The sequence below is a fragment of the Bacillus cereus group sp. RP43 genome, assembly GCF_040459645.1.
Classification (GTDB): domain Bacteria; phylum Bacillota; class Bacilli; order Bacillales; family Bacillaceae_G; genus Bacillus_A; species Bacillus_A mycoides_C.
The window spans coordinates 1,613,047-1,627,619 of sequence record NZ_JARVHQ010000001.1 but is presented as its reverse complement, the minus strand read 5'-3'; the positions used below and the strand labels follow the sequence as shown (position 1 = coordinate 1,627,619).

The window sequence follows — 14,573 nt, the reverse complement described above, 5'->3', positions numbered from 1 at the left end:
ACCGTCCAAGACGAATGTCCTTACCGTTATGCGATATCATGTCCTTGTTAATTTTTTAAACCAGGTTTCACCTCTCTTTCATTATATAAATCAAATATCTTATTCGATATGATATGAAAATTTCATTGAATCATAATTTTTTCCAATTTTGCTAAGCATACCCGTACTAAGCTACTTAGCCATATTATAACTGATACAAGAAATAGAACACAAGTTAAATTATGCGAAAGACAAGAGAAGACGCTAAAGTGAAGCTGTAATTTTCGAGGGGTATCTTCATATCATACTCACTATTTTCCCTACGTAATAGGATTTTAATGGAAAAATATGCATGTAAGTTCTTTACATAAACATGAAACGATATTCACTAAAAAATCTTATCTCTGTAATCAGTTTCTAACTAATCCTACACTCTGCCATCCCCTTCTTATTATAGCCTATTAACTATAGCTAATTTTCACCACTTACATATAGTTAGTCAAAATAAAAATGACCTAGTTTCACACTAGGTCATTTTTACTAACGAGGAATAGATTGCATTACAGATTGTAACGCTACTCTTTCTTCTTCCGTTAATGGAAGAAGTGGTAAACGTACAGAACCTACATCTAATCCAACCATTTGTAATGCTGTTTTTACTGGTGTTGGGCTTGGTGCCATAAATAGTGCATCCGTTACTTTTACTAGTAATTGATGTAATTTCTGCGCTTTTTTGAACTCTCCAGCTTGGAATGCAGCAATCATTTCTTGCATTTCATTCCCGATAACATGAGATGCTACAGAAATAATACCTTTTGCTCCAATTGCCATAGCCGGTAATGTTAAACCATCATCACCGCTGTATACTGCAAAGTCGTCCGCTGTTTTTTCAATGATCTCTGTCATTGTTAACACATCGCCGCCTGCATCTTTAATCGCAACAATGTTTTCGATTTCTGATAAACGAACAACTGTATCAACGGAGATTTGTACAATAGATCGCCCTGGAACGTTATATAGCATAACCGGAAGTGGCGTGCTTTCAGCAATCGTTTTAAAGTGCTGATACATTCCTTCTTGACTCGGTTTGTTATAATACGGCGCCACTAGCATAACTGCATCAACACCAACTTCTGTTGCCTTTTTAGTTAAGTCAACAGAGGCATGTGTATTATTGCTACCTGTTCCAGCGATTACGGGCACCCTTTTATCGACAACCGATACGACATGGCGATATAACGCTACTTTTTCTTCTGATGTTAGTGTAGGAGATTCACCTGTCGTTCCTCCTACCACAATTGCTGTTGTACCGTTATCAATTAAATAATTTACCAATTTCGTTGTCTTTGCAAAATCGATATTCCCGTTTATATCAAACGGTGTTACCATCGCAGTTGCAATTGTCCCAAAATCTATCATGGTCTCACTCCTTATTGTTCCAGTTGCTTTTCTTTTGAAAGCTCAAACGCACTATGTAATGCATTTACAGCCTCCACTAAATCGGTTTCTTTTACAAGAACCCAAATTGTCGTATGACTATCTGCCGATTGCAGAATTTGAATACCTTTTTCCGCTAAAGCTGTAACGATTTTCGCAGTAACCCCTGGGTATCCTGCCATTCCAGCTCCTACAATAGATACTTTCGCACAATGCTCTGTCACAATTGGCTCATATCCAAGGTTTTTTAATAATTCAACTGCACGACTTGATACACTATCACTCACCGTATAAGCTACCCCAGTAGGTGAAATGTTAATTAAATCGACACTTATTCCTTCATTCGCCATTTCTTTAAACACATGCTGCTGCAAATCATATGCCGTTTCTTTTGCAAGCACTTTAATTTGCGTCACATTTGACACATGAGCGATACCTGTAACAGGCCGTTCTTCTACATCACGGCCTTTTGTAGCACCGTCCGATGCTGAAATAAGCGTACCTTCACTATCAGAATACGTAGAACGCACACGAAGTGGTACTTTGGCATGCATTGCAATTTCAACTGCACGTGGATGAACAACTTTTGCACCTTGATATGCCATGTTACAAATTTCATTGTACGTTACAGTTTGAAGATGACGTGCATCTTTTACGATACGAGGATCCGCAGTCATAACACCTTCTACATCCGTGAAGATATCGATGTATTCAGCATGAAGCGCAACACCTAACGCTGAAGCTGAAGTATCGCTACCTCCGCGTCCAAGTGTTGTCGTATCACCTTTTTTCGTTTGCCCTTGGAATCCTGTAACGACAATTACATCTAAACTTTGTAACTCTTCATGTATACGATCGCAATTCATTTCAATAATCTTCGCATTCGTAAAGTCATCATTTGTTACAAAACCAGCTTGTGCACCATTTAATGCTGCTGCTTTAATGCCGTTCTCATTCAACATATTAGAGAAAACAATTGCAGAGATTAACTCTCCACATGATAATAATAAATCTTGCTCACGTTTAGAAATAGTAGATTCCTCTTGATTTACAAGACTTAATAACGTATCCGTTGCATACGGTTCACCTTTACGGCCCATAGCAGATACGACAGTAACTACTTTATAACCAGCAGCTAACGATTTTTTTATATGATGAAGCGCATGCTTACGTCCATTTTCATCACGTACTGATGTGCCACCAAATTTTTGAACAATTATTTTCATATTTTGCACCTTCTCTTAGCCGTTTACACTAATTGTAATTTTACTAAGCGCTCTGCAATTTGAACAGAATTCCATGCAGCGCCTTTTAATAAGTTATCAGATACGACCCAAAGATGGAATCCTTTATCGTTATTTAAATCTTTACGGATTCTTCCAACGAATACTTCGTTTTTACCTACTGCAGTAGCTGGCATTGGATATAACTGCTCTTCTGGATTATCTTGCAGAACAATACCTTCCGCATTTGCAAGTAAGCTCTTTAATTCTGCTACTGTTACGCCTTCTTTTTCTACTTCGATGTAAACAGACTCAGAATGCCCTGATACAACTGGTAAACGTACACATGTTGCCGCTACTTCTAATTCAGGCATATGCATAATTTTTTTCGTTTCATTAATCATTTTCATTTCTTCAAACGTAAATCCATTATCTTGGAACTTATCAATCTGTGGAATCGCATTAAAAGCAATTTGGTAATGTTTTTTATCACCTGATACAGGTAAAACATTCGCCTTAACTTCTTCGCCATTTAAGATTGCTTGTGATTGTTCATGAAGTTCTTCAATCGCTGCCGCACCAGCACCTGATACAGCTTGGTATGTGGAAACGATTACTCGTTTTAAACCATATTGCTGACGAACTGGCTCAAGAGCTACTACCATTTGAATTGTAGAACAGTTCGGATTTGCAATAATACCATTATGTTCTTTTAAGTCGTTTTCATTTACTTCAGGTACAACAAGTGGCACGTTTTCTGTCATACGGAATGCACTTGTATTATCAACAACAATCGCACCGCGCTTTGCTGCTTCTGGCGCTAATTGTTTCGATACAGATCCACCAGCACTAAATAGTGCGATATCTACTCCTTCAAAACTTTCAGGAGTTGCCTCTTGAACTGTAAATTCTTCGCCTTTAAATACAAGTTTCTTACCTGCAGATCGTTTAGATGAAAGTAACGTTAACTTCCCGATTGGAAATTCTCGTTTCTCTAAAGTATTTAACATTTGTTCACCAACTGCGCCGGTTGCTCCAACTACAGCGACATGAAAAGTTTTTTGCTTTTCCATCACTATGCCCCTTTCTAGATACCAATCCTTCTATAACTTAGAATTAGAAGGAGCTTACTATGCCCCTTCCAATCTTAATAACGTTAATTTTATCATATTCTACAGTAAGAATGATGGTTTCATCAAAAATTGTCCGTTTTTTTCGTTTTTTAATTCATATATCTGAATTTTTCTACAACAACGGGTTGCAATTGTTTCCCTTGTAATGCTTCTAATACTGTATCTTCAAGTAACTCCATACGAGCTACCATTGAGTTCGGTTTTTTCTCTGGTGCATCTTGGCCGAATGGGACGAAGTAGATGTTTTTTGTAGCCATTAGGCGCATGAGGTTGACTCCAACAGGGTGATGACAAAACCAATAAACATTTTCATTCTTCTTCTATTATATATAGTACATCATGAAGAGTTGAATTTATTTAATTATCAAATCCCCATATGCGCAGTATAAAGTATACCATATCAATTAGTGTTGTTTATGTTATCCTTTTGCATTCTATCGCAAAAAAACAAAAGGAAATGTCATTTATGCGTGTGAAATGTATTTATTTTAAGTGTGTGGTCGTTTTTGTGGTCGGTGGTCAAAGTTTTATAAAAGCGGGTCTGCTCATATGTGAGTAGACCCGCTTTTTATTACTTTACACATACCTAGGATTTCATTTTTTTGGAATATGTAGTATTTACAGTTCGTTCCTTGAATTGGTATGATTTACTTAATTTGAAGGGGATGATTAGATGAAGGTTGTAAGGTCTATATTTAATGGATTTCGTTTACTGAGTAAAATCATAAATCCTATATTGAAGGCATTATCTAAAAGTAAATTCTAAACATCATAACAATAAGAAAGCCGCCTCCACTAAGGAGACGGCTTAAACATCACTCTTCATCAAAGTGTTTTTTTCTTTCACCAGAAACTTCAAATTTCACTTCACCATTCTCTACACTAATCTGTGTCACTACAGGGACATTTACAATCTGCTTTTCTAATCTTTTTTCTAATTCTTTTTTCTTTCTAAATTGTATTAAGTCTATTATCTTCATGTTGTATACCCCCTTAGATACGAATATTATACATTACCCATATTTTATTGGATAGAATAATATTCATATTATTCTAATTTTTTATAAGATAGTATATCGAAGCCGAAAAAGAGGCTTCCTCCCATACTAGGAATCCCTCTTTTACCTTACTTCACATATACATAGGCTACATTTATCTCTACATTAGAATTAGATATTTACATTTTTTTCTTATTGTCCCATAATTTTAATTGGGAAAGGGAGGAAGAAAATGGTTCAAATCAAAGTAACACCTGAAATGCTAGAAGAAGTCGCAAATCGTGCAAGTAATACCAGGATCGCATTAGAATCTATACATAATAATTTATGTAATGAAATTGATCATTTGTGTTTTCAATGGATTGGTGCCTCTAATCAACAGTTCGTTCAAATGTTCAATGATGCGAGACCAAAAGCTTTTACATCTATCAATTCAATTATACAAGTAGAAGAGGATTTGAAACGAATTGCCGAAAAATTCCGTAATGCAGATAATCAAGATGTTACAATGGAAGAAGGTGCAATGTGTGGTAAACCTTCTTCAGAGGAAACAGAATTTGATGGTGGAAAATTAGCTCGTGATATAGCTGGAGAATTGACTGGTGAATATGATCTCAGACGTGTTTGGGAGGGCGTAGATCCCTCAACAGGTGATAAACTTTCATGGTTGGATCGAGTGGGAGCTGGTGGAATGATGGTTCTAGGTGTTACACCAGTTGGGAAACTTGCTAAACTTGCTAAAGGTGCTAAGATGACAGTTAAGGCTACTCGTAAATTAACACCAGCAGAACGTGCAGCAAAGAAAGGTTTTCCAGATATTAAGACGTCTCCAAATGGAGGGCCTGATTTCAAAGATACTCCGTACTTGTATCCAGTTAAAGAAGGACAAAAAAATATAGTTCCAATTGAAATGACAGGTAACAGACAAAAGGATTTTAAAGCAGCGAATGAGGCGGCTGGGTTTCCTGAAGCAGGAAGGAAATCACCTGATAAAAAATATACATGGCATCATTTAGATGATTTTGATCCTGAAACAGGCACATGTACGATGCAACTGGCTTATAGAAAAGCGCATGAAGCAACGCTTCCACATATTGGTTCATGCGCTCAATATGAACAACATCATGGGGAAAAAACTTATAACAAACCAAGAAAAAAGAAATAAATTAACTGTAAATTGGAGGAGAAAAAAATGAGTATTTCTTATAATAATAAATTCGTAAATCCAGAAAAAGAAATAACGATTAAAGATATTAATACGGTTGAAACAAAATATAATTTCATATTTCCTGAAGATTTTAAAGAACATTATTTAACATATAACGGCGGAGAACCTGAACGCTACGTATTTGTAGATGAAGATGAAGATGAGTACATAGTGACTCAATTTATTCCTATTAAATACGATGAGGAAAGCGGAAGAAATTTAGAATATTGTCTTGATACCTTACGAGTAGGTAAGGTGCTTCCAGATTGGTTGATTCCTTTTGCAGATGAAACTGGGGGCGATCTCTATTGCTTTAGTTTAAAAGAGGGTGAAGAAGGATCTATTTACTATTGGAGTCATGAATATGAATATGGAGAAGACCCAGAAGAACATGTTTTTTATTTAACTAACTCTCTTAAAACATTTATTGATTCAATGGTTGAAGATGAATAATTTTTATATTTAATTATATTACTTTCATTAAAAAGATCAAATGTTTCATGAAATAGATCCAGTTCCGGTAAAATCAACTGCAACAAGTGAACATTACTTTTATTGTGCATGTAGCAGAATAATGCAATGTATCAAGAGTGGTGGAGAATTCTTAGAAGAAATGGAATATGGAGTATAATGAAATGAAAAAATGTATAAGCCGAATCCTTTAATAAGGATCGGCTTTTCATATTACTTTACATATACATAAGCTTCATTTGCTGTTACATAGTATGTTTTTCCTTTGCTGTTGTGTACTTTATATTGCGGCGAACCATTCACACTTACTTTCGTTTCAATAGTAAAGCCTAATCCTGCATCTACAGAACCAACAACGTCTATATCCTGCCAAGATGGAGAATCATAGAATCGTAGGTTGTCCACCTTGGACACAACGCGTTTTCCTACAATAGATAAATCCACTGTGCTTTTCTTATTGAATTTCACATAAGAATAATCATTTTTAATCCATTGTTCCCCACCAAGGTTTAACCAACCGTCTTTTTCTCCCCACACAATATATGATTCTGGTTTATTCAATTGATGAACTTTAGAATAGCTTGTACCTGGTCCTTTGCGTAAATTAACGTTGCTCCCTTGAATATAAGCTACACCATCAGTTACAGCTGTTGGTACTTCTGCTGATTTAGAAGGTTTTTCTGGAACAGAAACTTCAACACTAGAATTCTCGTATGCTCGCTGTACATCAGCACGAAATTGAGCTTCTGAAACACCATGACTACGTAAATAATCAAGTGGATCTTCATGGTCTGTACCGCCAAGGTACTTTGTAACATCGTAGTGAGTCCACAATCCTTTTTCTACAGATAACCCACGGTCACGCAAGATTTTAGCAAGTAACTTCACGTATTTATCATAGCTGCGTTTGAATTTATCGTAATCTGCTGTTTCGCAAAGCTCCACATGTACAAAACGTTTATTTGCACCAGGTCCACCGCCATAAGCGATGTACTTTGTATCAGCAATTTGAATTGTTTCATCCCAATCGACTGCATAATGAACAAATGCATTTCTCCATGTGCGAGATTCATACTTTTGGATATTAATAGCTGGAGCTTCTGGAGTAGCCGTAGAATGAGCTACAACGCCTTCATAAGCCCCTACACCATAACGATATGGTTGTTTTGGTAAATCAGGAATAATAAGCGTTCTATCAGCAAAAGCACTTGTTGCAAAAGAACCAGCAAGTACTAGAATCATAAGAAGTGAGGTAACATGTTTCATTAGCCTTTTCATTTAGTATCAACATCCTTTTTTATAATTTTTGTGTGGTCAAATAATCCACTTGCTGATAGTCCAATGATGATTCCTTGAAATACATTTGTTTTTATATCTCCGCCCAAAAATAAAACGCCTAGCACAATGCCAAGCGTTAAATTTAATAACGGAACATATTTTGTTTGTAATCCAATTGTTTTTCCAATCTGTGAAAGACCTACTACAATTCCAATCATGACAGTAATTTCAAACACTACATACCACCTCCTTTCATTAAGAAAGTGAGAGCTGCACCTATAATTCCACCGACAATAAGTCGTAAGATCCAAGTAGTATTTGCACTAATCTTATCCAACTGTTTGTTGATATTAATAATGTCTTTTTCGTTACCTGTTGTTCGCATCTCTAAACTTTTAATTTCCAAACGAATGTCCTTGATATCTTGCTTTATTTCTTGAACATCGCTTCTTACTTCTTGTAATCCTTCCACTTTGACCACCCCTTTTAGGCAATAAAAAAAAGACCAGCCTATCGCTGCTCTGGTTTTCTATCGATTAAATTCTGAACTAACAATTGTTCTAAGACTTCAACTCTATGGTTCATTTGTTGGTTTTCTTCTTCTAACGCTTCGATTCTACATTCTGTTTGTTCATTTTTTTCTTTTAACTCTTGAATTTCAGCATCTTTAGCACGTTTTTCATCTTGAAATGCTTGTATTAAAATTGCTATTGAAGAATATATTTCAGCGGCATTTCTTGCTTTTGTAACGAAACACCCAGGAGTGTTTTCATCATCTGCAATCCAACCATAGTGAGTTTCTATATCGTTTGTTGTAAGGATTGGATCACCCTCAGCACGATTCATTCGCTTCTCATACAGATCTTCTATATCAGTCTTTAGATTATATTGTTGAATAGAAAGCGCCATAATTTTTTCTATTGCATTAAACTGTATATCGCGAATATTTGTCTTGTACTCGCGTTTCGATGCCGTTTGGAATGCCGATGCTGTAACAGCGTTATACGCATTTCCTGTTCCATTTTTCACCTGAAGCGTTTTATAGCCATCAACATTACCGTTACGAAGAATTACTGTTTGAAAACGGAGATCAGTCTCGGCGTTTGGTGTTGCAACTATATCAAGCATATTTTTACCTTTTAAGTTAAAAACAATAGAAGACTGACAGTCCATCCATACAGATTTAGCTCCACCTTTTAATGTGACTCCGTCTGTTGCTTCTGCCCAGAACGAACCACCTTTCGCATAATGACCTATACCTTTACCAGAGTTAACAGTTACATTCCCATTCATTCCTGCGTTAAGGTTCAAATCACCTGATCTTTTGAATATAACTGAGCTTACAAAATAAGGCTCTCCGTTAGAATCTTTTCCGTTTATTACTCCTAAGAATCCTTGCGTTGGTTGTTTACTTAAGACAACCGAACCGTCTTGGAAATCAGAATCTCCCCCTAATACAACTGTTGGTTGGACTTGGCTTGTGCGATCTTTATAGTATCCAAGGTAAACTCTGCTTAAATTTGACTCCATTAAACGGATGAATTGCTTTTGAATGTGGACATAATTAACGCCATTGTCTGTGCGTATGGTTGTACCTCTAAGTTCCTGCGCTTCTAAATACTTTGCTATAGTTGTTCCATCTAACTCTATTTTACCTGCTTTAATTTTAATGGTTTCTGCTGTTTGATTTATAGATGAAATGATTTCACCTTGTTTAACGGTACTAAGAATATTTTTCTCAGTAACTTGAATGCGTCCCTCCATATCCCTTACATAAGCATTCGTAGCGAATTTATCATTAGATTGAGTTTGTGTATATACCTCTGTCTTTTTTGCTGCTAAATCGATACCTTTCTCATTAACACTAAAGCGGTTATCGATCAGAGTCATCTTCTGATTAAATCGCTCAGTTGCTAATTTATTAGCTAATTCTCCAAGCAAATCTTCTTTGTTTTTATTCACTGTATTCTTCAAATCAGGAATCTTAAACCCAGCAACATAATCTTCAACTTGTTTGATTTCAACTTTCGCACCGATTGCTGTTGCCTGTTGCTCAATTTTGGTATTAGCTTCAGTAAGCTTCTTCCCTTGATCGGATACTACATTGTTTAAAGTACCAACTGTGGAAGATAATCCGCTTGCTGTTTGCTCCACGGAAGTCATGCGTTTTTCAAATCCAACCTGACTGTTTTGAACGTTTGTTACAGTGGTTTTAACACCATCTACACTTTTTTCAATATCTGTTGTTTTCTTGGCGAATTCATCGGTTGTTACTTGGTCTTCTGGTGCTGGCATCCAGTCCATTGACTTATTTCCTTTGTATAACGCAACCCAATTAGTTGTCGCCTTACCTGCCCGGCTACCGCCATTCGGATATAAATAAGATGCTACAATATACTTCCCCGACCAGTTAGGTGTAAATTGTATGGATCCAGTGCTATCTGTAGTAGTTTTAATAGAGAAATTAATATTTTTATATTTCCATGTAGGTTCGTAAATATAAATAAGTAGTGATTTTCCATCATCAATAGTCTTCTGGTCAACCCTACCGTTCCCCACCAAAGTATAGGTTTCATCTGCAACTAAATCTATAGTTGTTGTTCTAATACCAAATCCGTAATTACTTGAAGTTTCATTTATCTTACTGTTCGGAATTAGGTTTCTACCACCTATTTTCATATCGTCAAACTTTTTCTCCACACTACTTAATTTTTCGGTAACTTTACCTGCCTGTTCCTTAATTTCAGTTGTTGTTTGTTTGAGTGATGTTGTATCAGATTGTATATCAGAAATTGTCTTCTTAGTGCCTTCCACAGTGGATTCAACCGTATTTAATTTATTACTAATGTCACTATCTTTTTTAGTTAACGTTTCAATAGATTTTTTAAATCCATCTGCTGTTTGCTCTGATTTCGTCATGCGTTCAGTAAGTTTACCTTGTTCGTTTTGTACATTGGATACAGAGGTATTAATCCCTTTAATAGTAGTCTCAATCTCTACTGTCTTTTTAGTGAAATCAGTTGTTGTTACCTGGTCCTCTGGTGCTGGGGACCATGCAGTTGATACTGTGCCAATTTCTAATTTAGGCTTTTCAATTAACATTTCCCCAGTGAAATCACGCCCTAAAGCATAAACAGTAATTTCTTTAATAGGCTTATCCATAACTACAGCTGCAGCTGTGAATCTTTCTTGATTATATTGTTTACCTAGTGTTAGGCGGTTTTCTATGCGGCAACTCGGATAATGAAATGTATTGTCTGTGAAAGTGATCTTCACTTCAAAACCAGCCCATTTATTCGTTGTACCCCATGCAGTAACCTTGCCTGTAAATAGGAAGCTCATAGCAAGATTCTTCCCCTGCATTAAAGTAGATGCATCCTTCGCTACATCAAAATAGGTATGTGGCTTGTTTTCCCCAGTCTTCACTGAATGCGATTTAGTAGCTGTTTCTAGTAATAAGTTACGTCCACCAATTACCGTATTATCAACTTTCGTTTTAAGGTCTGTAAGAGTTTGTTTCGTACCCTCAGCAGTTTGTACAACTTCATTCGTTTTCTTTTCAAGTTGTGATAAACCATCATTTGTTTTCTTTAGCTCTGACTTCTCTGCTTTTTGTGTAAGAGCTTCGTTCGTTTGACCAATAGATGTATTAATGTCCTGGAACTTCTTAACGTTCCCTTGTTTATCAGTTTCATAGATTTGTTTACCAATAAACCCATCTTTAATTTCATCTTTTGTATAGACGCCTGACTTATCAGCTTTATCTTTTAATTGATTATTAATCCACGTTTGATCTACTTTGTCATTGACTTGTTTTTGAACATCAACTATTTGCCCAGAAATTTCTTTCGCTTTGTTTTCTACAGTTTGCACTTTTTGATTTAATTCCGTTTTTGTGGACTCAATCTCTTTATTAACCTGTTCCAACGTTTCTTTCTTAACTGATTCCACATCAGGAACAACCGGGTCCCAAATACCATCTTTCCAGAGTTTTAAAATACCAGGCTTACCGTTCGAAATATCTAACCATAATGTTTTTCTGTCTTTAAGCCCTGTTGTCGGTGGATTCTTAGATTCAATGATTTCGACGGTATTATTTTTAATATTCTCTTGTACTTTTTCAGCAAGTGCTTTTGCCGCTTCTGATTCTTTCTTTGCATTACTAGCGGTTTCATTAGCTTCTTTCACTAATCTATCTAGCTGATCTAGCATTTCTTGTTTATTGCCTAATGAACTAAGGATTCGATTGTAAATTTTTCTTAATTCTTCATTCGGATCAATGATTTCATGATAATCTCCGAACACATATTTATCTTGTGTAGGGTCAGTGAAAGATTCATCGCCAGCAATAACACGCGCTTCTAAATACAATTTAGGTGTAAAGCCAGTATCTTTAATTCGGATTGTATCGCCTTCATTAATTAGTTCATGCGCTAATCCAAACACACGACCAATTGATTGTGCTTGGACCTCATACGAAACGGATGTATTTACACGCTTTTTTAACTCTGTATTCATAAGAGTCATTAAGCGTTTAGGATTCATATCTTGGTCTTCTGTCTCTGGACTATAGAAACCAAACTTATGCTGCCCCTTCTCACTCCATCTTTGAAAGGCATCACTGTCCACAAGATAAGGGACACCGTTATTTATTTCCGTAATAGTAACAAACTCTCCACCTTCTTTTTTCACGAAACCCAATAAGGCTGTGCAAATGTTTTGGGAGTTTTCAATGCGTTTAATTCCCATCAAATCTTTACCGAGAGTTACTTCTTTCCCTGTTTCTCGACCGCGCTTCTTAATCATATCAACATAACGACCAACGACTTGAGAGCCTACGACTTCAGCGCGGTATTGGATTTCTAATTCAAATAATGAAGCTATCTTTTTAAGGAGAGTCAATGGATCAATAAATTCATCAATAGTCATGGAACGGAAACTAGCATATTCCAAATTCCCTTTCTTCCACTTCGTACCTGCAAGAGCTATATCCACCATTTCAATTACTGTCTTACCTTCTAGTTTTTGTGGAGGGATAATTCCAGCTTTAGCAAGTTGAACCCATTCACCAGATGCATAAGCAACTACCGATCTATCATCAGATTCTTTTTCTATTTCAGTGATTACATACGGAACGATACGACCATCACGCACTTCTTTTAATACTAAGTTTTGCTGCATAAGTGTGGTTGAATGCTTTGTATTATCAAATACTCTAAACTCTAATGTATCAATGTTATTTTTGATTTCCCAATGCCTTTTATCATCCCAATAATCTTTAGGCTGAATAGATGCTACGATTTGTTCTGTTTTAAAATCAACAACATGCAATTCACCACTTGGCGTTCTCATCTGTATCTCTCCCTGTAACTGATTGTCGCTGTAACATCTGGTGGCATAATATCAATCTGATTATCTCCACGTATGATCTTAGGAAACTCACTAAATATATCTTTAATATTAATGGCGTCTTTCCCATTAATCGTAACAAGACTTCTTTCTGTATCGATAATCACTTTGTCTCCTGTATCGAAAATATAAGGCTTTGTATTGGAAGGGACTTTGTTTATCTTCCAGATCTTTAAATCATCAATTTGCATGGTATAAACAGGTGTATTTCTATCCCACCGACAAATGGCAATCATGACTTGTGCGATTTTTCTTTCCGTCATCGGGTTTCCTGTTTCGTCAATCCAACGTTCAACAAGTGAAGCATCGTCTATTTCTGTACCATCTCTAAAACGTGCCACATAAACAGACCATTCTTTCCCACGTCTGGCAATACGTAACCTTCCATGAAAATTATTGAAAGTATTAGGATGCACTCCGCTTGTATCAACTAATTTCCGAATACTGTTAGGTGTTCCGTTGTTACCAATCCTCATATATGATTTGGTAATCTCAGCATCGCCATATAAATCATTCATATTAATACGAGCTACAACATTACTCGCTTCATCTAAAAGTAGGACTTCCACACGCCCCATTTGATCTATATTTTTAGATTGCAAATGTACTCTTGCTTCCATTTCGAAATCTTGAATAGGTCCACCAGGTATACTTTTCTTTGAAATACCACCATGAAACCCTTTCGTACCTTCTTCACCGTAATAAGAACAATAAATCGCTGTTCCGTCCTTCACCTTCAGTTCCCCTGTACTTTTCATTTCTTCCACTTGTCCGGTAACAGGAGTCCAACCTACAATGGATGACATTTCATCCCACAAGACTCGTTCTCGCTCTTGTACAGTTGATTCTTCCACAGTTAATGGATAGCCAATTCGAAAATAATTTCGATCTAAAGGATATTTACCAAACCATACATCTAAGAAGGTGCTTGGTTTTTTAACAATCATTTCAATTATTGGTGGAGCTTCTACACTACCTTTATTAGTAAAATTAGAGGTTATTTCTGTAGACCAATTTTGAGTAAAGGTGTGTGTATTTGTTTTCCCTAATTTATAAGGCATTGGACAAATGAATTTAATAACTCCTTGTCCAAGTGTTACAAACTCATCCGGATCAAAACTATCATCCACAACAGCTAAATACGTTCTATTTGGTTCTACATCAAAAGTAAGTTCTGTTGGTTGCTCTGTAATTAACCAATTTGCGATTTCTTCTTTTAATAGTTCTAAGTCTCCACCATCAGGAACAATAATTCCGACAGGAATAGAAAGAACACGAATTTCGGTTTGTGTGTTTAATAACCTTGCTCCTGGATAACCTGGAACACTTAATAAATTCCTCTTCAATGGTGCCCAAGTCGGTCTTTTCCATCCTTTTTCTATTTGAACAAATTCTTTACGTTCTTTGTTAAATGTAAAAGAAGTCATTTTGACACCTC

Annotated in this window: 11 protein-coding genes and 2 pseudogenes; 2 read left to right on the top strand and 11 right to left on the bottom strand. The window is 36.2% G+C overall.

The annotated features are described in order from the left end of the window. Nucleotides 1-519: 519 nt before the first annotated feature. From dapA to QCI75_RS30520, 6 genes and pseudogenes are all read right to left on the bottom strand, one after another. Nucleotides 520-1,398 (bottom strand): 4-hydroxy-tetrahydrodipicolinate synthase, encoded by an 879-nt coding sequence (gene dapA / locus QCI75_RS08630; protein ID WP_144505640.1) that lies wholly within the window; start codon nt 1,396-1,398, stop codon nt 520-522. A gap of 11 nt (nt 1,399-1,409) precedes the next feature. Then, entirely contained in the window at nt 1,410-2,642 is a 1,233-nt protein-coding gene (gene dapG, locus QCI75_RS08625; RefSeq protein WP_098777319.1) for an aspartate kinase, read from the bottom strand. A gap of 23 nt (nt 2,643-2,665) precedes the next feature. Next, the gene (gene asd, locus QCI75_RS08620; RefSeq protein ID WP_000414857.1) at nt 2,666-3,712 is read right to left on the bottom strand and encodes an aspartate-semialdehyde dehydrogenase; all 1,047 of its coding nucleotides are present in this window, start codon (nt 3,710-3,712) and stop codon (nt 2,666-2,668) included. A gap of 149 nt (nt 3,713-3,861) precedes the next feature. Continuing rightward, nucleotides 3,862-4,050, bottom strand: a pseudogene (gene spoVFB / locus QCI75_RS08615) (dipicolinate synthase subunit B); the annotation flags it as partial. Between the two features lie 537 nt (nt 4,051-4,587). Next, nucleotides 4,588-4,752, bottom strand: coding sequence for a hypothetical protein (locus QCI75_RS08610; protein ID WP_340777311.1), 165 nt, complete (start codon nt 4,750-4,752; stop codon nt 4,588-4,590). Between the two features lie 68 nt (nt 4,753-4,820). Beyond that, nucleotides 4,821-4,895, bottom strand: a pseudogene (locus tag QCI75_RS30520) (hypothetical protein); the annotation flags it as partial. Nucleotides 4,896-5,002: 107 nt separating this feature from the next. On the opposite strand from QCI75_RS30520, the gene QCI75_RS08605 reads away from it, so the two are divergent. Both QCI75_RS08605 and QCI75_RS08600 read left to right on the top strand, forming a co-directional pair. Beyond that, a complete protein-coding gene (locus QCI75_RS08605) occupies nt 5,003-5,935 on the top strand; it encodes a WXG100 family type VII secretion target (RefSeq protein ID WP_353760285.1) in 933 nt (310 codons plus the stop codon). Nucleotides 5,936-5,962: 27 nt separating this feature from the next. Continuing rightward, nucleotides 5,963-6,430, top strand: coding sequence for an SMI1/KNR4 family protein (locus QCI75_RS08600; protein WP_353760283.1), 468 nt, complete (start codon nt 5,963-5,965; stop codon nt 6,428-6,430). 231 nt (nt 6,431-6,661) lie between these two features. Here the strand turns inward: QCI75_RS08600 and QCI75_RS08595 are convergent, their stop codons facing one another. From QCI75_RS08595 to QCI75_RS08575, 5 genes are read right to left on the bottom strand one after another with little or no spacing between them, the layout of a single operon-like run. Further along, a complete protein-coding gene (locus tag QCI75_RS08595; protein WP_353760281.1) occupies nt 6,662-7,726 on the bottom strand; it encodes an N-acetylmuramoyl-L-alanine amidase in 1,065 nt (354 codons plus the stop codon). Next, on the bottom strand, nt 7,723-7,962 hold the full coding sequence (locus QCI75_RS08590) for a holin (protein WP_353760279.1): 240 nt from the start codon (nt 7,960-7,962) through the stop codon (nt 7,723-7,725). The genes QCI75_RS08595 and QCI75_RS08590 overlap by 4 nt, the downstream gene beginning before the upstream one ends. Then, on the bottom strand, nt 7,962-8,198 hold the full coding sequence (locus QCI75_RS08585; RefSeq protein ID WP_000398737.1) for a hemolysin XhlA family protein: 237 nt from the start codon (nt 8,196-8,198) through the stop codon (nt 7,962-7,964). The genes QCI75_RS08590 and QCI75_RS08585 overlap by 1 nt, the downstream gene beginning before the upstream one ends. Nucleotides 8,199-8,236: 38 nt before the next feature. Further along, nucleotides 8,237-13,078: a phage tail spike protein gene (locus tag QCI75_RS08580; protein WP_353760277.1), complete on the bottom strand. Its 4,842-nt coding sequence runs from the start codon at nt 13,076-13,078 to the stop codon at nt 8,237-8,239. Beyond that, a complete protein-coding gene (locus QCI75_RS08575; RefSeq protein WP_353760275.1) occupies nt 13,075-14,562 on the bottom strand; it encodes a distal tail protein Dit in 1,488 nt (495 codons plus the stop codon). Before QCI75_RS08575 ends, QCI75_RS08580 begins: the two co-directional genes overlap by 4 nt. Nucleotides 14,563-14,573 lie beyond the last annotated feature (11 nt).

Excerpts from the sequence above, each read along its gene's own strand:
- dapA (WP_144505640.1), bottom strand. The coding sequence starts at position 1,398 with ATGATAGATTTTGGGACAATTGCAACTGCGATGGTAACACCGTTTGAT.
- dapG (WP_098777319.1), bottom strand. The coding sequence starts at position 2,642 with ATGAAAATAATTGTTCAAAAATTTGGTGGCACATCAGTACGTGATGAA.
- asd (WP_000414857.1), bottom strand. The coding sequence starts at position 3,712 with ATGGAAAAGCAAAAAACTTTTCATGTCGCTGTAGTTGGAGCAACCGGC.
- QCI75_RS08610 (WP_340777311.1), bottom strand. The coding sequence starts at position 4,752 with ATGAAGATAATAGACTTAATACAATTTAGAAAGAAAAAAGAATTAGAA.
- QCI75_RS08605 (WP_353760285.1), top strand. The coding sequence starts at position 5,003 with ATGGTTCAAATCAAAGTAACACCTGAAATGCTAGAAGAAGTCGCAAAT.
- QCI75_RS08600 (WP_353760283.1), top strand. The coding sequence starts at position 5,963 with ATGAGTATTTCTTATAATAATAAATTCGTAAATCCAGAAAAAGAAATA.
- QCI75_RS08595 (WP_353760281.1), bottom strand. The coding sequence starts at position 7,726 with ATGAAAAGGCTAATGAAACATGTTACCTCACTTCTTATGATTCTAGTA.
- QCI75_RS08580 (WP_353760277.1), bottom strand. The coding sequence starts at position 13,078 with ATGAGAACGCCAAGTGGTGAATTGCATGTTGTTGATTTTAAAACAGAA.
- QCI75_RS08575 (WP_353760275.1), bottom strand. The coding sequence starts at position 14,562 with ATGACTTCTTTTACATTTAACAAAGAACGTAAAGAATTTGTTCAAATA.